The organism is Edwardsiella anguillarum ET080813 (assembly GCF_000264765.2).
In the GTDB taxonomy this organism is placed as follows: Bacteria; Pseudomonadota; Gammaproteobacteria; order Enterobacterales; family Enterobacteriaceae; genus Edwardsiella; species Edwardsiella anguillarum.
In genome coordinates, this window is record NZ_CP006664.1 from 1071784 (window position 1) to 1091074 (window position 19291).

General features: G+C 64.0%; 18 protein-coding genes. 17 read left to right on the forward strand and 1 reads right to left on the reverse strand.

What is annotated here, in order from left to right; genetic code table 11:
• Positions 1-11 precede the first annotated feature (11 nt).
• The 17 genes from ETEE_RS04915 (at position 12) to hypE (ending at position 18550) form a co-directional block, all read left to right on the forward strand.
• On the forward strand, positions 12-1022 hold the full coding sequence (locus ETEE_RS04915; RefSeq protein ID WP_034164654.1) for a LacI family DNA-binding transcriptional regulator: 1011 nt from the start codon (positions 12-14) through the stop codon (positions 1020-1022).
• Between the two features lie 187 nt (positions 1023-1209).
• Positions 1210-1824, forward strand: coding sequence for a 4Fe-4S dicluster domain-containing protein (locus tag ETEE_RS04920; RefSeq protein WP_034164655.1), 615 nt, complete (start codon positions 1210-1212; stop codon positions 1822-1824).
• Positions 1821-3722, forward strand: a complete 1902-nt coding sequence (locus ETEE_RS04925) for a proton-conducting transporter transmembrane domain-containing protein (RefSeq protein ID WP_034164657.1) — start codon at positions 1821-1823, stop codon at positions 3720-3722. The genes ETEE_RS04920 and ETEE_RS04925 overlap by 4 nt, the downstream gene beginning before the upstream one ends.
• Positions 3723-3734: 12 nt before the next feature.
• A complete protein-coding gene (locus ETEE_RS04930) occupies positions 3735-4673 on the forward strand; it encodes a respiratory chain complex I subunit 1 family protein (protein WP_081854109.1) in 939 nt (312 codons plus the stop codon).
• A 75-nt stretch (positions 4674-4748) separates the two neighbouring features.
• Positions 4749-6449, forward strand: a complete 1701-nt coding sequence (locus ETEE_RS04935; RefSeq protein ID WP_034164658.1) for a hydrogenase large subunit — start codon at positions 4749-4751, stop codon at positions 6447-6449.
• A 19-nt stretch (positions 6450-6468) separates the two neighbouring features.
• Entirely contained in the window at positions 6469-7026 is a 558-nt protein-coding gene (locus ETEE_RS04940; RefSeq protein WP_034164660.1) for a formate hydrogenlyase complex iron-sulfur subunit, read from the forward strand.
• On the forward strand, positions 7023-7847 hold the full coding sequence (locus tag ETEE_RS04945) for an NADH-quinone oxidoreductase subunit B family protein (protein ID WP_034164661.1): 825 nt from the start codon (positions 7023-7025) through the stop codon (positions 7845-7847). Before ETEE_RS04940 ends, ETEE_RS04945 begins: the two co-directional genes overlap by 4 nt.
• The gene (locus tag ETEE_RS04950) at positions 7844-8287 is read left to right on the forward strand and encodes a formate hydrogenlyase maturation HycH family protein (RefSeq protein ID WP_034164662.1); all 444 of its coding nucleotides are present in this window, start codon (positions 7844-7846) and stop codon (positions 8285-8287) included. The genes ETEE_RS04945 and ETEE_RS04950 overlap by 4 nt, the downstream gene beginning before the upstream one ends.
• Entirely contained in the window at positions 8280-8759 is a 480-nt protein-coding gene (hycI, locus tag ETEE_RS04955) for a hydrogenase maturation peptidase HycI (protein WP_034164663.1), read from the forward strand. The genes ETEE_RS04950 and hycI overlap by 8 nt, the downstream gene beginning before the upstream one ends.
• Positions 8760-9064: 305 nt before the next feature.
• On the forward strand, positions 9065-11209 hold the full coding sequence (fdhF, locus tag ETEE_RS04965) for a formate dehydrogenase subunit alpha (RefSeq protein ID WP_081926397.1): 2145 nt from the start codon (positions 9065-9067) through the stop codon (positions 11207-11209).
• 177 nt (positions 11210-11386) lie between these two features.
• On the forward strand, positions 11387-11929 hold the full coding sequence (hydN, locus tag ETEE_RS04970; protein WP_015462257.1) for an electron transport protein HydN: 543 nt from the start codon (positions 11387-11389) through the stop codon (positions 11927-11929).
• Positions 11930-12235: 306 nt separating this feature from the next.
• The gene (hypF, locus tag ETEE_RS04975; protein ID WP_034164666.1) at positions 12236-14560 is read left to right on the forward strand and encodes a carbamoyltransferase HypF; all 2325 of its coding nucleotides are present in this window, start codon (positions 12236-12238) and stop codon (positions 14558-14560) included.
• Between the two features lie 70 nt (positions 14561-14630).
• The gene (hypA, locus tag ETEE_RS04980) at positions 14631-14972 is read left to right on the forward strand and encodes a hydrogenase maturation nickel metallochaperone HypA (protein ID WP_034164742.1); all 342 of its coding nucleotides are present in this window, start codon (positions 14631-14633) and stop codon (positions 14970-14972) included.
• A gap of 25 nt (positions 14973-14997) precedes the next feature.
• Positions 14998-16104 carry a hydrogenase nickel incorporation protein HypB gene (gene hypB, locus ETEE_RS04985; RefSeq protein ID WP_034164667.1) on the forward strand — a complete coding sequence of 369 codons (1107 nt, stop codon included), beginning with the start codon at positions 14998-15000 and terminating at the stop codon, positions 16102-16104.
• Positions 16104-16397, forward strand: coding sequence for a hydrogenase maturation factor HybG (gene hybG, locus ETEE_RS04990; protein ID WP_012849729.1), 294 nt, complete (start codon positions 16104-16106; stop codon positions 16395-16397). Before hypB ends, hybG begins: the two co-directional genes overlap by 1 nt.
• A 3-nt stretch (positions 16398-16400) precedes the next feature.
• A complete protein-coding gene (gene hypD / locus ETEE_RS04995; protein ID WP_034164669.1) occupies positions 16401-17519 on the forward strand; it encodes a hydrogenase formation protein HypD in 1119 nt (372 codons plus the stop codon).
• A gap of 2 nt (positions 17520-17521) precedes the next feature.
• Complete coding sequence (hypE, locus tag ETEE_RS05000; RefSeq protein ID WP_034164670.1) at positions 17522-18550, forward strand: hydrogenase expression/formation protein HypE; 1029 nt, start codon at positions 17522-17524, stop codon at positions 18548-18550.
• A gap of 48 nt (positions 18551-18598) precedes the next feature.
• Here hypE and hycA read toward each other — a convergent pair whose 3' ends face one another.
• Complete coding sequence (gene hycA / locus ETEE_RS05005) at positions 18599-19069, reverse strand: formate hydrogenlyase regulator HycA (protein ID WP_034164671.1); 471 nt, start codon at positions 19067-19069, stop codon at positions 18599-18601.
• Positions 19070-19291: the final 222 nt, after the last annotated feature.

Consider the following 19291-nt stretch of genomic DNA (forward strand, 5'->3'; position numbering starts at 1 on the left):
GAGAGGGAACTATGATCACCATGCTGGACGTCGCACGCCGCGCAGGCGTATCCAAAGCGACGGTATCCCGCGTGCTCAACGCCACCGGGCAGGTCAGGCAAAGCACCCGTAGCGCCGTATTCCGCGCGATGGAGGAGCTGGGCTACCGCCCCAACCTGCTGGCCCAGGCGCTGGCCAACCAGACCTCCAACACCCTGGGGCTGGTGATCTCCCACTTTGACGGCCCCTACTTTGGCCGCCTGCTACGCCAGGCCGCCGCGCAGGTCGAAGCCAGCGGCAAACAGCTGATCGTGACCGACGGCCACGATACGCCCGACGGCGAACGCCAGGCGGTGCAGATGCTCAGCGACAGGCGCTGCGACGCCATCGTACTGTACACCCGCTTTATGGCCGAAGCCGATCTGATGAAGCTGGTATCTCAGTACCCCTCACTGGTGGTAATCAACCGTGCGCTGCCCCAGGCGGCGCAGCGCTGTATCTTCTTTGAACAGCGCGCGGCGGCGCGTCAGGCGGTAGAGTATCTGATCGGGCGCGGCCATCGCCGCATCGCCTGTATCACCCTGACCATCGACACCCCGACCGGACAGGCGCGCCTGCAGGGCTACCGCGACGCGCTGCAGGCCCATGGGCTCTGCGCGCCCGCCCAACGCGTCGCCCACGGCGATAACAGCGTGGAGGGCGGATACCACGCCTGCCTGCGGCTGCTGGAGCAGCGCGACGCGCCGTTCAGCGCCCTGTTCTGCTGCAACGATGATATGGCCATCGGCGCCCTGCGCGCCCTACGTCAGGCCGGACTGCGCGTCCCGCAGGAGGTCTCCCTGTTCGGCTTTGACGACCAGCCCATCGCCGCCTACCTGATGCCGGCGCTCTCCACGGTCTACCTGCCCATAGACGCCATGATCGCCGCCGCGATTCAACAGGCCCTGCGCCTGAGCCGCGGCGACCCCGTCGACGCCCTGCCGCCCTTTCACGGCGAAATGCGTCTGCGTGAGTCGGTGGCGGACGCCCCCGCGGCGCAGTAGCGCATCGTCATAAGTGTCGATATGCCATATGCGCTGTCGACATCGTCACCTTATCGCTCGCTGTCGACAGACGGCGCCGCATCACAATCCATTGATTTAAAACAATAAGCAAAGAAATTGTTTATTTGGCATGGTTTATGCTTATCCGGGGCGGATCTTTTTTATAGTCTGTCTTTGAGGACATAACATGAACCGCTTTGTGATTGCGGATCCCCGACTGTGCATCGGGTGCAATACCTGCATGGCCGCCTGCTCGCAGGAGCATGAGGCACAGGGCCTGCAGGCACTGCCGCGCCTGACGCTGGTCAAGACCAGCCACGAGTCGGCGCCGCAGATGTGTCATCACTGCGAAGATGCCCCCTGCGCCCTGGTCTGCCCGGTCAATGCCATTACCCGCCAGGACGGCGCGATTCAGCTCAATGAAAGCCTGTGCGTCGGCTGCAAACTGTGCGGTATCGCCTGCCCCTTCGGCGCCATCGCCCTGGGCGGCAGCAAACCGCTGCATATTCCCGCCAACAGCAATACGCCGCTGGCGCCGCCTGCGCCCCCGGCCCCCCTCAGCGTCGGCCCGTTCCTGGACTGGTATCCCGGTATCCGCAGCATCGCGGTGAAGTGCGATCTGTGCCAGTTTAGCGATGCCGGACCGGCCTGCGTCCGCGCCTGCCCAACCCATGCCATCGTACTGGTGGATGCGCGTCGCCTAGAGGATGCCAGCGCCGCCAAACGCCTGAACGTACTCGATGCCCAGCGCGCCGACCTGCTGGCTCTCGCTCGTTTATCCGGGGGAAATGACGCCCTATGAGTATTCTGCAGCTGTTTAATCTGATGCTGGCGCTGTACCTGTGCAGCGCCGCCATCGCGCTGGCGTTCAGCGGCATCGGCCGACTGGGCGCCCGCATCGCCGCCGCCGGCGGGCTACTGGCCGGCCTCTGCGGCAGCGCTGCCGCCGCCGCCCTGTTACTGCAGGCGCCGCAGTTTCCTCCGGCGATCCTGCTGTTCAACCGTCTGCCGGTGCTGTTCAGCCCGCTGAATAACCTGATGCTGCTGCTCACTTCGCTGATCAGCCTGCTGTGTGCGCTGTCCGCCTTTAGCGTATCCCGACACGACGCCGGTAAAGCCGCGCGCAGCGGCTGTCTGATGAACCTGCTGAGCGCCGCTATCAGTCTGCTGGTGGTATCGAACGATGCGCCAACCTTTATGGTGATGCTGGAGCTGATGAGCCTGAGCGCCGCGCTGCTGGTCTGCCAGGGCGGCAGCGCCAAAGCGCGCCGCGCCGCCGGACTGTACTGGCTGATGTCCCGCCTGGGCTCGCTGGCGCTGCTGCTCTGCTTCTGGCTGCTGTGGCGCGCCAGCGGCACGCTGCTGCTGAGCGAGTTCCATCTGGCCAGCCTCGGCCACGCGCAGCAAAGCGTCGTCCTGCTGCTCGGCCTGCTCGGCTTTGGCATCGTCACCGGCCTGGTGCCGCTGCACGGCTGGATCCCGGAGCTGCATGCCAACGCCCCGGCGCCTGCGGCCACGCTGTTCGCCAGCGTCATGATCAAGATCGGCCTGTTTGGCCTGCTGAAGCTCAGCATCGACTGGCTCGGCGTCCCGCCGCTGTGGTGGGGGCTGCTGCTGCTGTGCTGCGGCGCCCTCACCGCCTTTATCGGCGGGCTATACGCCCTGGCGGAGCACGATCTGCGCCGCCTGCTGGCCTATCACACCGTGGAAAACAGCGGCATCATCCTGCTCGGCCTGTCGGCCTGCGTCATCGGTGTCGCACTAGGCAGTCCGCTGCTGGCGGTGATGGGGCTGTTGGCCGGGCTGTTCCACCTGATCAACCACACCCTGTTTAAGGGCGGGCTGTTCTTCGGCAGCGGCGCCCTGATCCACGCCACCGGCCTGCACGACATCGATAAGATGGGGGGCCTACTGCGCCGTATGCCGCTACTGGGACTGATGATGCTGTTGGCGCTGATGGCCATGGCGGCCCTGCCACCACTGAGCGGGTTTGTCAGTGAATGGTACACCTACCAGTCCCTGTTCAGCCTAAGCCAGAACGGCGCCGGCGCCCTGCGCCTGCTGGCGCCGCTGGCGATGGTGGCATTGGCGATCGCCGGTGCGCTGGCGGTAATGTGCGTAGCCAAAATCTTCGGCATGACCTTCCTGGGAGCCCCGCGTAGCGAGGCGGCGACCAACCCGGGCACGACGCCGTGGAATATGCTGCTGCCAACCCTGCTGCTCAGCCTGTGCTGCGTGCTGTTTGGGGTCGGCGCCCCCTGGGTCGTTCCCGCGCTGCTGCGCCTCAGCGCGCAGGTGCTGCGGCTGGCCATCGGCAGCGATGCGCTGACGATGGGCGCCATCATGTCGCCGGGCAGCGGTAATCTGACCCTGCTGTCGCCGCCGCTGATGACCCTCCTGCTGCTGGCCTTCCCGCTGCTGCCGCTGCTGCTGGCCGCCCTGTACCGCGGCAGCCGCCTGCCGGCGCGCCGCCACGGCGACGCCTGGACCTGTGGCTACGGCCATGAGGCGGGCATGGTGGTTACCGCCGGCGGCTTTGCCCAGCCGCTGCGCGTCCTGTTCTCCCCGCTGTTTGCCCTGCGTCGGGTCTGCAATCCGGCGCCGCTGTGCGGTGGACTGCTGAGCGAGGGCGCCCTGCGTGTCTACCCGGTACTGGCGCTGTGCGAACTGGCGCTGCTGCTGGTTGCCGTGTTCTCCTGAGGAGATGATGTGATGATGAGTTCACTTTCCATTTTTGCCCTGGCTCTAGGCCAGGCGCTGATCCTGCTGGCGCTGGCGCCGCTGGCCAGCGGTATCTCGCGCGTACTGCGGGCGCGCATGCACAGCCGACAAGGCCCCGGTCTCCTGCAGGAGTACCGCGATATCGCTAAGCTGCTGCGGCGCCAGAATATCGCGCCGCAGTGCAGCGGCGCGCTGTTCCAGATGATGCCCTATGTCATGGTCGGCACCATGCTGACCATCGCCAGCGCCCTGCCGCTGGTCACCCGCAGCACGCCGCTGCCGGGACTGGGCGACGTCATTACCCTGGTCTACCTGTTCGCCGTCGCCCGCTTCTTCTTCATCCTGGCGGGGCTGGACACCGGCAGCCCGTTCAGCGCCATCGGTGCCAGCCGTGAATCCCTGCTGGGCATTCTGGTCGAGCCGATCCTGATGCTCGGACTGTGGGTGACCGCGCTGCTGGCCGGCTCCAGCAACCTGGGGCTGATGGGGGGCTATGTGTATGACTGGCATCAGCACGCCTCGCTGGCGCTCGGCCTGGCGCTGCTGGCCTGCGTCTTCGCCACCTTCATTGAAATGGGCAAGCTACCGTTCGATCTGGCCGAGGCCGAGCAGGAGCTGCAGGAGGGGCCCCTGACGGAGTACGCCGGCTGCGCACTGGGCATCCTCAAGCTGGGCATCAGTCTAAAGCAGCTGGTGGTGCTGCAGCTGTTCATCGCGGTGTTCATCCCCTGGGGGCAGAGCACCACCCTGAGCGGCGGTGCCCTGCTGCTGGCGCTGGTCATCGCGCTGGTCAAGCTGCTGATCGGCATCGTCGTCATCTCCCTGCTGGAAAACAGCATGGCGCGCCTGCGTTTCCTGAAGACCGGCTACGCCACCTGGACCGGCTTCGGCCTGGCGCTGCTGGCGTTCTTCTCCTGGCTGATCGCGTGAGGCGAACCATGACATCCATCGCCACGACGACCCGTTTTCCCTTTTTTGGCACACTCCATGAGGCCGCAAAGTAAAATGACACAACACACCGGACAACACTACATTGCGGCGCTGCGCCAACAGTTCCCCCACGCCATTATCGAGGAGAGCTGGCAGACCGATACCCAGGCCACCATCACGGTGAAGACCGGCATGCTGCCGGAGGTGGTCGAATACCTGTACTACCAGCAGGGCGGCTGGCTTTCCGTCCTGTTCGGCAACGACGAGCGCCCGCTGTGCGGCAGCTACGCGGTCTACTACGTTCTATCGATGGAGCGCGGTACCAAGTGCTGGATAACCGTCAAGGTGCTGGTCGACGCCACGACCCGCGAATACCCGTCGGTCACGCCGCGGGTGCCCGCCGCCGTGTGGGGCGAGCGCGAAGTCCGCGACATGTATGGGCTTATCGCCGTCGGCCTGCCGGACGAGCGCCGCCTGGTGCTGCCGGACGATTGGCCGGACGAGCTCTACCCACTGCGCAAGGATGCGATGGACTATCGTCAGCGCCCGGCGCCGACCACCGATCGCGAGACCTACCCCTTCGTCAACGACAGCAGCAGCGGTAAAATCGTTCCTATCGGCCCGTTGCACATCACCTCTGACGAGCCGGGCCACTTCCGCCTGTTCGTGGACGGCGAAGACATTGTCGACGCCGACTATCGCCTGTTCTATGTCCACCGCGGCATGGAAAAGCTGGCGGAGACCCGCATGGGCTACAACGAGGTCACCTTTCTCTCCGACCGCGTCTGCGGTATCTGCGGCTTTGCCCACAGCACCGCCTACACCAGCTCGGTCGAAAACGCGCTGGGCATCCAGGTGCCGCAGCGCGCCCAGGCCATCCGCTCCATCCTGCTGGAGGTGGAGCGTCTGCACAGCCACCTGCTCAACCTGGGGCTCTCCTGCCACTTCGTCGGCTTCGACTCGGGCTTCATGCAGTTCTTCCGGGTACGTGAAAAATCGATGAAGATGGCGGAGATCCTCACCGGCTCGCGCAAAACCTACGGACTGAACCTGATCGGCGGCATCCGTCGCGACATGCTCAAAGAGGACATGATCGCCACCCGCCGTCTGGCCGCAGAGATGCGCGCCGAGGTCAAAACCCTGGTCGACATCCTGTTCAGCACCCCCAATATCGAACAGCGCACCGTCGGTATCGGCCGCCTCGACCCGCAGATCGCCCGCGACTTCAGCAACGTCGGCCCGATGGTGCGCGCCAGCGGCCACGCGCGCGATACCCGCGCCGACCATCCGTTCGCCGGTTACGATCTGCTACCGATGCAGGTTCACAGCGAGCAGGGCTGCGACGTCATCTCGCGCGTCAAGGTGCGTATTAACGAGGTGTTTACCGCCCTCAACATGATCGAGTTCGGCCTGGACAACCTGCCGGGCGGCCCGCTGGCGGTCGAGGGCTTTACCTATATTCCGCAGCGCTTTGCCTTGGGCTTTACCGAGGCGCCGCGCGGCGACGACATCCACTGGTCGATGACCGGCGACAACCAGAAGCTGTATCGCTGGCGCTGCCGCGCGGCGACCTATGCCAACTGGCCGACCCTGCGCTACATGCTGCGCGGCAATACCGTATCCGATGCGCCGCTGATCATCGGCAGTCTTGACCCCTGTTACTCCTGTACCGACCGCGTCACCCTGGTGGACGTCAACCGACGCAAATCGGTCACCGTGCCCTATAAGGAGATCGAACGCTATGGACTGGAGCGCAAGGACTCACCGCTGAAGTGATCGCCGGAGACGAGAGACTATGCTGAAACTGTTAAAAACTGCCCTGCGTCATCGCCACGCTACCGTCGCCTATCCGGCGCGTCCGCTGGATGTCGACGCCAACTTCCGCGGCAAGCCGCAGTATGATGCCCAGCAGTGCATCGCCTGCGGCGCCTGCACCGCCGCCTGCCCGGCCAACGCCCTGACCATGCAGACCGACGCCGCCAGCGGCGTACGGACCTGGGCACTCAATCTGGGGCGCTGCATCTTCTGCGCCCGCTGTGAGGAGGTTTGCCCCACCGCCGCCATCGTGCTGTCGCCGGAGTTTGAGCTGGCGGTGTGGCGCAAAGAGGATCTGCAGCAGCGCGCCGAGTTCCGCGTCTGCCGCTGCATCGAGTGCGGCGCGCCTTACGCCGCGCAGAAAGAGATCGACTACGCCATGGCCCTGCTGGTCCAGGCCGGTCACCTGACGGTCGAACAGGCCGAGGCACGCCGGGCCCAGTTTGAAACCTGTCCGGCGTGCAAGCGTCAACACAACATGATCCCGACGGCGCGCATTGCGCTGGGCCGTCACCTGATGCCGGAGGCGTCACAATGAGCCAGATCATCACTACCCCGCCGGCGGCGGGCGCGTTAATCGGTCCGCGCGACGCTAACGGCCAGCCGGTGCCCATCACGCTGGATGCGCAGGCGGCCCGCCTGAAGCAGACCCTGCTGAAGGACATCCGCCGATCGGCCTATGTCTACCGCGTTGACTGCGGCGGCTGCAACGGCTGCGAAATTGAAATTTTCGCCGCCATCTCACCGCTGTTCGACGCGGAGCGCTTCGGCATCAAGGTGGTTGCCTCGCCGCGCCACGCCGATATTCTGCTGTTCACCGGCGCGGTGACCCGCGCCATGCGCATTCCGGCGATCCGCGCCTACCAGTCGGCCCCCGACCCCAAAATCGTTATCTCCTACGGCGCCTGCGGCTGCAGCGGCGGCATCTTTCACGATCTGTACTGCGTCTGGGGCGGCACCGATAAAATCGTCCCGGTGGATGTCTATATCCCCGGCTGTCCGCCGACGCCGGCGGCGACCCTGTATGGCTTTGCCGTCGCCCTCGGCCTGCTGGATCAAAAGCTCAAGGCGCAGCACCATAGCCAGCAGGATGATGAGCAGGCGGCCATCCTGCACCCGGATATCCCGCAGACCCTGCGGGTGCTGATCGACCGCGAGGCGCGACGCATGTCCGGCTACCGCTATGGTCGCCAACTGGCCGACAAGTTTATGGCCCTGCTGGCCAGCCGCGACGCCGATACCCTGGAGCAGCGCCTCGACCGCTTCCTGGCGGCGGAAAACGATCCGCGCCTGAGCGAGGTCATGGGACGGCTGATGCAGGTGTGCAGCGATGCCGCCCCGCGGGGAGACCGCCGATGACCGAACGCGCGTCCGCCTACTTTCCCGATCCAACGGTGGTGTTTCACATCCTCAACGCCAAGTTTGTCCAGCAGGCTGAAGATGAAGCAGCAACGCCGCCGGCGGCGCGAGAGGTTATCTACTACAGCCTGGCCATCGGTCATCACCTGGGAGTGATCGACTGCCTGAAGCCCTGCATGTCCCTGCCCCTGAGCGACTACCGGGCGTGGATAGCGCAGCTGGAGGCCGGCGAGGCGCGGCGCAAGCTGGAAGGCGTGCTGCGCTTTGGCGAGATCGGCATCGATATCAGCCATATCCACACGCTGGCCTGCGCGCTGGATCGGGCGCTGCCGGCGATGACGCCCCCGCAGCAGGCGTGGAGCCGCAGCCTGATCGACGCGCTGCAGCTGATCGAGAATGAACCAACAATCTATCTGATGGTGAAACGACACAATGGCTGACAATCTAATCCTGTGCGTAGGCAACAGCATGATGGGCGACGACGGCGCCGGCCCGCTGCTGGCGGAGAAGCTGTGCGGGCACCCCATCCCCGGCTGGCAGGTCATCGACGGCGGCAGCAGCCCGGAAAGCTGCGCCCACACCGTGCGCGAACTGCGCCCGCAGAAGCTGCTGATCGTCGATGCGACGGAAATGGGGCTAGAGCCGGGCGAAATCCGCATTATCGACGAGCGCGACATCGCCGAGCTGTTTATCGTCACCACCCATAACCTGCCGTTGAGCTACCTGATAGCCCAGCTGCGCGAAGACGTGGACGATATCACCTTCATCGGGATCCAGCCGGCCATCGTGGCCTTCTACGCGCCGATGATGCAGCCGGTCAAAGAGGCGGTCGAGACGCTGTATCAGCGCCTGCACCGCTGGGGCGACGACGGCGGCATCGCACGCCTGACGGTGCCCTCAGGCGAGATCTGACGTGCGATGCCGGGCAGGGTGCCAAAATTGTGCGACAGTTTTGTCGAGTCCATCGGCACTTTGATGCGGATCATCACGGGATTCCCACGCCAGCCTTTATAGTTCAGGCAATTAGGCCACCTGGCTTGATAGGAAAACCTGGCACGCATCATGCATATATAATCGGGAGAGCGCGGCGAACGGCCTCTGTGCCGCCGCCCGTACATGACAGGCGGGACGCACACCGATGCGCCAAGGCTCTCTGTAGATAGTTACGCCGGACGGGTACGCGACGTCCGGTGGTCATAAAAATAGGAGCAATGTTGATGAAGAAAGTCATCACGGTCTGCCCTTATTGCGCCTCGGGTTGCAAAATCAACCTGGTGGTGGATAACGGCAGAATTATTCGTGCCGAAGGGGCGAATGGCGTGACGAACCAGGGCGAGCTGTGCCTGAAAGGGTACTACGGCTGGGATTTTATCCACGATACCAAAATCCTGACCCCGCGCCTGAAGTCACCGATGATCCGCCGCGAGCGCGGCGGCAAACTGGAAGCGGTTTCCTGGGACGAGGCGATCGCCTTCGCCAGCTCCCGTCTGCTGGCGGTCAAAGAGAAGTACGGCCCAGATGCCATTATGACCACCGGCTCATCGCGCGGTCCCGGCAACGAAGCCAACTACGTGATGCAAAAGTTCGCCCGCGCGGCTATCGGTACTAACAATATCGACTGCTGCGCACGCGTCTGACACGGCCCTTCGGTTGCAGGTCTGCAGCGATCGGTCGGTAACGGCGCCATGAGCAACTCTATCGTCGAACTTGAAGATACTGACTGCATTTTTGTCTTCGGCTACAACGCCGCGGACTCTCACCCCATCGTCGCCCGTCGCATCCTCCATGCGAAGGCGAAAGGGGCAAAAATCATTGTCTGCGATCCGCGTCGCATTGAAACCGCGCGCATCGCCGACATCCACGTTCCGTTGAAAAACGGCTCTAACATTGCGTTCCTCAACGCGATGGCGCAGGTGATCATCGCGGAGAACCTGCACGATCGCGCGTTTATCGAACAGCATACCGAGGAGTTTGATACCTTCCGCGAGCTGGTCGCCGCCTACACCCCGGAATCGGTTGAAGAGACCACCGGCATCAGCGCCCAGATGATCCGCGAGACGGCGCGGATGTATGCCAAGGCACCCAGCGCCACCATTCTGTGGGGCATGGGGGTTACCCAGTTCTATCAGGGGGTGGAGACCGTACGTACCCTGACCAGCATCGCACTGTTGACCGGCAACCTGGGCAAGCCCCACGTCGGCGTCGGCCCGGTGCGCGGGCAGAACAACGTACAGGGCGCCTGCGATATGGGCGCGCTACCCAACACCCTCCCCGGCTATCAGTACGTGAATCAGCCGGGCGTACTGGAGAAGTTTGCCCAGGCCTGGGGCGTTGAAAAGCTGAATGACAAGATCGGCTACGCCCTGAGCGAGGTACCGCACAATATCGATCACGGGCTGATCAAGGCGCACTACGTGATGGGCGAAGATCCGCTGCAGACCGAGCCGGATCTCGCCACGATTCGCCGCACCTTCGAACAGCTCGATCTGCTGATCGTGCAGGACATCTTCATGACCAAGACCGCGGCCATCGCCGACGTGATCTTCCCGGCCACCAGCTGGGGCGAACACGAAGGTGTATATACCTCCGCGGATCGCGGTTTCCAGCGCTTCTATAAAGCGGTGGAGCCGGTGGGCGACGTGAAGCGCGACTGGGAGATCATCGGCCTGATGTCAACGGCGATGGGCTACCCGATGCGCTACAGCGATACCCAGGAGATTTGGGACGAGCTGCGTGAGCTGTGCCCGATCTACTACGGCGCCACCTATGAGAAGATGGCGGATCTGGCCTATATCCAGTGGCCGTGCCCGACGCTGGAAAGCCCCGGCACCCAGTACCTGTACCAGGGCGGCAAGTTCGACACGCCCAATGGCAAAGGCCAGTTCTTTACCTGCGAATGGCGCCCGCCGATCGATCGCGTCAGCGACGACTATCCGCTGGTGCTGGCGACGGTTCGCGAAGTGGGCCATTACTCCTGTCGCTCCATGACCGGTAACTGCAAGGCGCTGGCCGCGCTGGCCGACGAACCGGGCTATATCCAGATCAATACCGAGGACGCCAAGATCTTTGGCATCCGCGATCAGGATCTGGTGTGGATCCGCTCCCGTCAGGGCAAGGTCATCAGCCGGGCGGCCGTCAGCGAGCGCGCCAACCGCGGGGCAGTCTACATGACCTACCAGTGGTGGATCGGCGCCTGCAACGAGCTGGTCGCGGAGAACCTGAGCCCCATTACCAAGACGCCGGAATACAAATACTGCGCGGTCACCCTGGAGGCCATCGCCGATCAGCCGGCGGCGGAAGCCTACGTGGAACGTGAGTATGACAGTATCAAGCGACATCTGCGCGAAAGCGCAGAGGGGTAACGGGCTACGGCTCTCAAAACAATAACGCGCCTTTGAACGCCTTATCAACGGGGTGCGCAGCGGATTATCAAACTAACACGCCGCGTATCACTTTTGATAACCGTCCGGCGGGGTCGGCAGCAGCGGCTCCGCCGGGGTTCCACGGCGCGACACTATAACGATATCGGGAGTAATTGAATGAATCGGTTTGTCATTGCGGATCCCAAAACATGCATCGGCTGCCGTACCTGCGAAATCGCCTGCGTCATGGCCCACCGGGAGGAGAGCGAGCTGCATAACCTCAGCCGCGATAACTTCACCCCGCGCATTCACGTCATTAAGGGAGACAACATCAGCACGGCGATCCTGTGTCGTCAGTGCGAAGACGCCCCCTGTGCCAATGTCTGCCCCAACGGCGCCATCAGCCGCCAGCAGGACTTCATCTGCGTTGACCAGGAAAAATGCATCGGCTGCAAGACCTGCGTGGTCGCCTGTCCTTACGGCACCATGGAGGTCGTCACCACCACGGTGACACAGCGCTACGGCAGCAGCGGCTGTATCAGCAGCAGCAAGGCTGAGGCCAACAAGTGCGATCTGTGCAACCACCGCGCCAACGGCCCGGCCTGCGTGGAGGCCTGCCCGACCAAGGCCCTGAAGCTTATCGATCGCAACGCCATGCAGGCGCTGATCCAGGAGCGACGCCAGCGCGCCGCCTTCGATAACCTGGGCGATCTGCTGTAACCGGGCGTACGCCCCTCTCCACCGTTCTCGCGGGGGTCTCCCCCGCCACCGGCGCACCGCGGCAAAGCGAGAGCCAACGCTCAGATGTGACATGCCGCGTTGCACGGCCCTCGGCCCATTTGCGACAATTTATTCACCGTTCGCTTTATTTAACGCGCTGCGATTTGCGTGTAGGCTGCCTGATATCAAAGCGGCCTGGCGCCGCTGCCGCTAGGCTTATCCCCGGTCAACCAGCGCAGCGCCGCTATCCCCGGACAACCCAGGTATCAAAGCCAGCCCCGCAGCGCGCTGGCACGGAGTTATTTTTTGGAACACAACGCCATCGCATTACGGATAAAAGGAAAGGTTCAGGGCGTCGGCTTTCGCCCCTATGTCTGGCAGATAGCCCAGGCGCTGGGGCTACACGGCGAGGTCAGCAACGACGCCGGCGGCGTCTGGCTGGTGGTCCGTCTGCCGGCAGATCTGGACACGCTGATTCAGCGACTGTACGCAGACTGTCCGCCGCTGGCGCGTATCGATACCATCGAACGGCACCCCTGGGCAGAGACGCCCGCGGACGGCTTCCGGATCGTCGACAGCCGCCAGGGTGCCATGGATACCCAGATCGTGCCCGACGCCGCCACCTGCCCGCGCTGCCTGGCTGAGATGCGCGACCCGGCCAACCGCCGCTACGGCTACCCGTTCATCAACTGTACCCACTGCGGCCCGCGTTTTACCATCATCCGCCGTATGCCCTACGATCGCCCCTTTACCGCCATGGCCGACTTTCCGCTGTGCCCGGCCTGCGCCCGCGAGTACCGCGATCCCGCCGACCGGCGCTTTCATGCCCAGCCGACCGCCTGCGCCCTCTGCGGCCCGACGATGTGGAGCTGCGGCGCCGACGGCGCCGACCGGCGCGAAGGCGAGGCGGCCTGGCAGGCCGTCACCCGGGCGCTGAATGCCGGACATATCGTCGCCGTCAAAGGGCTGGGGGGATTTCATCTGGCCTGTGACGCCGAAAACGACGCCGCCATCGCCCGCCTGCGCGAACGCAAGCGGCGCCCCGGCAAGCCGCTGGCCCTGATGCTGCCCGACCTAAGCTGGCTGGCGCGCTACTGCCGCACCGTGCCGGATGCCGGGCTGCAGGCCCTGCTGAGCAGCCCGGCGGCGCCCATCGTCCTGATCCCCGCCTCCGACGCGGTACCGACCGGGGTCGCCCCCGGCCTGGACGAAGTCGGCGTGATGCTACCGGGCACGCCGCTGCACCACCTGCTGATGGCGCGTATCGGACGGCCGCTGGTGATGACCTCCGGTAACGCCAGCGGCCAGCCGCCGGCGCTGGATAACGCCCAGGCGCTGAGCGATCTGGCGGGGATCGCCGATCTGTGGCTGCTGCACAACCGCGATATCGTCCAGCGCGCCGACGACTCGCTAGTGCGCTACGCGCCGGAGGGGAGCGAGATGCTGCGCCGGGCGCGCGGCTATGTGCCGGACACCATCGCGCTGCCCGCGCCCTTTAGCACGCTCCCAGACATCGCCGCCGTCGGCGGCGATCTGAAAAACACCTTCTGCCTGCTGCAGCGCGGACGCGCCCTGCTCAGCCAGCATCTGGGCGATCTGGGCGAGGCGCGCATTCAACAGCAGTTCCTGCAGACCTGGCAGCTACTACTGCAAACGTACCAATTCAGCCCGCGCGCCATCGCCTGCGATCGCCACCCCGGCTACCACAGCCACAGGCTGGCGCAGCAGCAGGCCGACGCGCGCGGACTGCCGCTGATCGCGGTGCAGCATCACCATGCGCACCTGGCGGCCTGCATGGCCGAGCACGGGATTACGCCGCAGGAGACCCCGCTGATCGGTCTGGCGCTGGACGGCATCGGCTACGGTGAGTCGGGGGAGCTCTGGGGCGGCGAATGCCTGCGGGTCGACTACCGGGGGTACACCCGCCTGGGCGGTCTGCCGGCGGTGGCGCTGCCCGGCGGCGATCTGGCCGCCCGTCAGCCCTGGCGTAATCTGCTAGCCCAGCTGCTGCGCTTTGTCCCTGAGTGGCCGCGTTACCCGGAAACTCAGCGGATACAGGCAAAAAACTGGCCGCTGCTGGCCCGGGCCATCGATCGCGACCTGAACTGTCCGCGCGCCTCCTCCTGCGGGCGCCTGTTTGACGCGGCGGCGGCGGCGCTGGATCTCTGTCACGAGCAGATAAGCTTTGAGGGTGAGGCGGCCTGCCGCTTAGAGGCGCAGGCCTGGCTAGCCTGGCCCCAGGAGACGCCGGTAACCCTGAGCCTCGACGCGCAGGGCGAGCTGGCAATGGGCGATTTCTGGCGCAACTGGCTCGGCTGGCAGGCGCCGGTGCCCCTGCGCGCGCTGGCCTTTCACCGGGCGCTCGCCGACGGTCTGGCGGCGCTGCTGCGCTACCACGCCGAACGCGAAGGGTGCCAAACGCTGGTATTGTCCGGCGGGGTACTGCACAATCGACTGCTGCGTCAGCTGTTGCTGGCGCGCCTGGCGGACTACCGTCTGCTGCTGCCCCTGCGCCTGCCCGCCGGAGACGGCGCGTTGGCTCTCGGTCAGGCCATCATCGCCGCTCACTGCCTAAAAGATGCGATAGATCCCGCGCAGGCGTCATGCAGCGCCGAGGAATCGGTGAACTGATGACGGTAATCAAGGTTCAGCCGTCCGCTTTCCCCGAGGATAAGCCCGGCACAACGAAAGAAGAATGACCATGCATGAATTATCCCTTTGCCAAAGCGCATTTGACATCATTGAACGCCAGGCGCGCGACAGCGGCGCCAAGCGTGTCACGTCGGTCTGGCTGGACATTGGCGCCCTCTCCTGTATTGAAGAGAGCGCATTAACCTTCTGTTTTGACATCGTCTGTCGCGGCACCTTGGCCGAAGGCTGCGCGCTGCGGATCAACACCGTTCCGGCCCAGGCCTGGTGCTGGAGCTGCAGCCGCCCGATCACGGTAACCAGCCACGATGCGGGCTGCCCGCACTGCCAGAGCCACAATCTGCGCGTCGACGGCGGTGACAGCATGCAAATCAAACAGATTGAGATTGAGTAACCCTAACGCTCAGGAGATCCCCTATATGTGTACCACCTGCGGCTGTGCAGCCGGCGAACTGCATATTGAAGGCGACGAACACCATCACGCCCACCGTCACGACAGCGACGGTCATGCGCATCACCACGGTCACCACCATCATGGCCATCGCCATGAGAGCCAGGACGCCGCACGCGTCGTGAATGTGCATCATCACTACCACCATAATGGCGATGTGCACCACCACTATCACTATGTCTTCGCGACGCCTGAACAGGCACAGCAGCATGCCCATAGCCACGATGGCCACCCTGAGCATGCCCACAGTCATGAGCATAACCACCATCATGACCATGCGCACGAGCACGAGCATAGCCATGCCCACTCTCATGCCCATAGCCATGCCGAAGAGACGGCGTTCGCGCCCCATCAGCATCACGACGATCTGGACTATGGCCACGGTGAGGCGGGCGCCCACGCGCCGGGCATCAGCCAGCGCCGCATGGTGCAGATAGAGCAGGACGTACTGAGCAAAAACAACGCGCTGGCCGAGCATAATCGCGAACACTTCACCCGCCAGCATATTGCTGCGCTGAATCTGGTCTCCAGCCCTGGCTCCGGTAAAACCACCCTGCTGACTGAAACCCTGAAGCGCATCGCCAGTCGCTTCCCGTGCGCGGTGATCGAAGGCGATCAGCAGACCACCAACGACGCCGAACGCATTCGCGCCACCGGCGTCAGCGCGATTCAGGTCAACACCGGCAAAGGCTGCCACCTGGATGCTCAGATGGTACATGACGCCATGCACCGCCTGGCGCTGCCGGACCACAGCCTGCTGTTCATTGAAAACGTCGGCAATCTGGTCTGCCCGGCCAGCTTCGATCTGGGCGAACGCCATAAAGTCGCGGTGCTGTCTGTCACCGAGGGTGAAGACAAGCCGCTGAAATATCCACATATGTTTGCAGCCTCCAGCCTGATGATCATCAATAAGATCGATCTGCTGCCCTACCTGCAGTTCGACGTCGACGCCTGCATTGCCAACGCGCGACGCATCAACCCGCAGATCCAGGTGATCCAGCTGTCCGCCACCAGCGGAGAGGGAATGGACGCCTGGCTGGCCTGGCTGGAAACCACGCTGGGAGAAAATCAATAATGTGTCTGGGAATTCCGGGAAAAGTGGTCGCCGTCGGCGACGATATCCACCAGCTGGCGCAGGTCGACGTCTGCGGCGTGAAGCGTGACGTCAACATCGCGCTGGTGTGCGAAGGCGACACCCGCGATCTGCTGGGTCAGTGGGTGCTGGTGCACGTCGGCTTCGCCATGAGCGTGCTGGACGAGCAGGAGGCGCAGGATACGCTGGAGGCGCTGAAGTCCATGGAAGCGGTAGAGGCCGACGTGGCGCACTTTATGCGCGTCGGCGCCGGCGCGGCGCGCAGCGGAGAGTGATAAATGCAGTTTGTTGATGAATTCCGCGATCCCCAGCTGGCGGAGGCGCTGCTGACGAAGATCCGCCAGCGCGTCAGCCAGCTGCCGGCCACCTGCCGCCTGCCGCTGCAGATCATGGAGGTGTGCGGGGGGCATACCCATGCCATCTTCAAGTTTGGCCTCGATCAGCTGCTGCCCAAGGAGATCGAGTTCGTACACGGCCCGGGCTGTCCGGTCTGCGTACTGCCGATGGGACGTATCGACCAGTGCGTGGAGATCGCCCGCCGCCCCGGCGTGGTGTTCTGCACCTTTGGCGACGCCATGCGCGTGCCGGGCCGCAGCGGTTCCCTGCTCGACGCCAAGCGTCAGGGGGCGGACGTACGCATCGTTTACTCCCCCCTCGATGCGCTGAATCTGGCGCAGCAGATGCCGGATCGCGAGGTGGTCTTCTTCGGCCTTGGCTTTGAGACCACCATGCCCAGCACCGCCGTCACCCTGCAGCAGGCGCGCGCCCAGAATGTGAAAAACTTCAGCGTCTTCTGCCAGCACATCACCATTACCCCGACGCTGCGCAGCCTGCTGCAGCAGCCCGACGTGCGCATAGATGGCTTTATCGCACCGGGGCACGTCAGCATGGTGATCGGCGCCCACCCCTATGCCTTTATCTGCGATGAGTTTCACAAGCCGCTGGTGATCACCGGCTTTGAGCCGCTGGATATCCTGCAGTCTCTGGACATGCTGCTGGCCCAGGTGTGCGATGGGCGCTGCGAGGTGGAAAACCAGTACCGCCGTATCGTCCCAGACAGCGGTAACGCCCTGGCGCAGCGGGCGCTGGATGAGGTGTTTGTCACCCGCGACAGCAGCGAATGGCGCGGTCTCGGCGAAATCGCACACTCCGGGGTGGCCCTGAGCCCGGCCTACGCCGAGTTTGACGCCGAGCAACGTTTTCACCCCCGGCGCCAATGCGTGGCCGACGATCCACTCGCCCGCTGCGGCGATGTGCTGACCGGACGCTGCAAACCGGCGGAGTGCCCGCTGTTCGGCACCCGCTGTAACCCCCAGAATGCCTTTGGCGCGCTGATGGTCTCTTCGGAAGGGGCCTGCGCGGCGTTCTACCAGTACCGTCGAGGAATGGAGCAATAAGCATGAGCAAATGGTCTGAGGACGATGTGATTACCATGGCGCACGGTAGCGGCGGCCTGGCGATGCAACAGCTGCTCGATACCCTGTTTTTACCGCTGTTTGACAATCCGGCGCTCAACGCCCGTGAAGATCAGGCGCGTCTGCCACTGTGCGGCTTCAACCAGCTGGGCGATCGGCTGGCCTTCACTACCGACAGCTACGTGATCGATCCTATCTTCTTCCCCGGCGGTAACATCGGTAAGCTGGCGGTCTGCGGCACGGCCAACGATCTGGCGGTCAGCGGCGCCTATCCCAAGTTTCTCTCCTGCGGCTTCATCCTGGAAGAAGGGCTGCCGCTGCGCGATCTGGAGCAGGTGGTACAGAGCATGGCCCAGACGGCACGCGACGCCGGGATCCAGATCGTCACCGGCGATACCAAGGTGGTGCAGCGCGGCGCGGCGGATAAGATCTTTATCAATACCGCCGGCATCGGCGCTATTCCGGCGGACATCCGCTGGGCGGCCGCCGAGATCCAGCCGGGCGATCGTCTGATCGTCAGCGGCACCCTGGGCGATCACGGCGCCACCATCCTCAATCTGCGGGAAAAGCTGGGGCTGGAGGCCGAGCTGAGCAGCGACTGCGCCGTGCTGGCGCCGCTGATCGCGCCGCTGCGCAACATCCCAGGCGTACGCGCCCTGCGCGATGCCACCCGCGGCGGCGTTACCGCCATTCTGCATGAGTTTGCCCAGGCCAGCGGCTGCGGCATGGATGTCGACGAGAAGTCGCTGCCGGTAAAAGCCGCGGTGCGCGGGATCTGCGAGCTGCTGGGGCTGGAGCCGCTCAACTTCGCCAACGAGGGCAAGCTGGTGCTGGCCGTCGCGCCCGAGGCGGAGCAGGCAGTGCTGGATTGCCTGCATGCCCACCCGCTGGGGGCAGATGCCGCCACCATCGGCGTCGCCACCGATCGGCGTCAGGTGCGTCTGGTCGGCCTGTTCGGCGCGGCGCGTCTGCTCGACCTGCCGCACAGCGAACCGCTGCCGCGCATCTGCTGATAGCGGCTCAACACCGGGCATCTCCGCCCGGTGTTTTCCCCCTGAATATCAGGCGGGAACGTTGCCGCCCCAGCGGGCAAACAGCACCTCATGCAGCGGACGGCTGTCCTGCATGGCATGATACAGGGTGTCATACAGCGACTGAATTTTTTCCAGGTAGTGCTCCAGCACGCCATCGCGGTCGCGGTTGCTAACCCGGCCATCCAGGACCCCCTCGTCGTCAAAGGTCGCCCGTCCCAGCTCGACAAAGCGATCCTCATCGCCGCCGCTCAGCCGCAGGCCGTACTGAATGGTCTTGCTGTAAAACTCCCCGGCCAGACGGATCTCCACCATAAAGTGGTCAAACACGGTAAAGTTGACGCTGTCGCCGTCACCGCAGCTGAACTCATGGAAAATCTTCAGCCGGGAAGAGGTGGTCGCCTTGATCAGGCTGCTTTTATAGGTCGCCCACTGCGCCATCAGCTTCTCATTCTTATTATGGATAAATAGCGACTTCTCAGTTAGTTCGCTGACCTTCATAGTAATTACTCCACCATACTCCAGAGATTGCGCGCATCGCGATGTGATGCGCCGTGCGGCCGGCGCGCAGTCTATATCACCGCCCGTCGGTCACCAAAATAAGCAGGATACGTGCCAGTTTTAATTATTAATTATTTGTATGATGTTTTACAGGAAATTAGTAACTTAAATAACGTATTTCAGCGCAGATGATGCGTTTATCGCCAGAGGGAATGCCGCGCG

Coding starts and splice junctions, on each gene's coding strand:
- ETEE_RS04915 (WP_034164654.1), top strand. CDS start 12: ATGATCACCATGCTGGACGTCGCACGCCGCGCAGGCGTATCCAAAGCG.
- ETEE_RS04920 (WP_034164655.1), top strand. CDS start 1,210: ATGAACCGCTTTGTGATTGCGGATCCCCGACTGTGCATCGGGTGCAAT.
- ETEE_RS04925 (WP_034164657.1), top strand. CDS start 1,821: ATGAGTATTCTGCAGCTGTTTAATCTGATGCTGGCGCTGTACCTGTGC.
- ETEE_RS04930 (WP_081854109.1), top strand. CDS start 3,735: ATGATGAGTTCACTTTCCATTTTTGCCCTGGCTCTAGGCCAGGCGCTG.
- ETEE_RS04935 (WP_034164658.1), top strand. CDS start 4,749: ATGACACAACACACCGGACAACACTACATTGCGGCGCTGCGCCAACAG.
- ETEE_RS04940 (WP_034164660.1), top strand. CDS start 6,469: ATGCTGAAACTGTTAAAAACTGCCCTGCGTCATCGCCACGCTACCGTC.
- ETEE_RS04945 (WP_034164661.1), top strand. CDS start 7,023: ATGAGCCAGATCATCACTACCCCGCCGGCGGCGGGCGCGTTAATCGGT.
- ETEE_RS04950 (WP_034164662.1), top strand. CDS start 7,844: ATGACCGAACGCGCGTCCGCCTACTTTCCCGATCCAACGGTGGTGTTT.
- hycI (WP_034164663.1), top strand. CDS start 8,280: ATGGCTGACAATCTAATCCTGTGCGTAGGCAACAGCATGATGGGCGAC.
- hydN (WP_015462257.1), top strand. CDS start 11,387: ATGAATCGGTTTGTCATTGCGGATCCCAAAACATGCATCGGCTGCCGT.
- hypA (WP_034164742.1), top strand. CDS start 14,631: ATGCATGAATTATCCCTTTGCCAAAGCGCATTTGACATCATTGAACGC.
- hypB (WP_034164667.1), top strand. CDS start 14,998: ATGTGTACCACCTGCGGCTGTGCAGCCGGCGAACTGCATATTGAAGGC.
- hybG (WP_012849729.1), top strand. CDS start 16,104: ATGTGTCTGGGAATTCCGGGAAAAGTGGTCGCCGTCGGCGACGATATC.
- hypD (WP_034164669.1), top strand. CDS start 16,401: ATGCAGTTTGTTGATGAATTCCGCGATCCCCAGCTGGCGGAGGCGCTG.
- hypE (WP_034164670.1), top strand. CDS start 17,522: ATGAGCAAATGGTCTGAGGACGATGTGATTACCATGGCGCACGGTAGC.
- hycA (WP_034164671.1), bottom strand. CDS start 19,069: ATGAAGGTCAGCGAACTAACTGAGAAGTCGCTATTTATCCATAATAAG.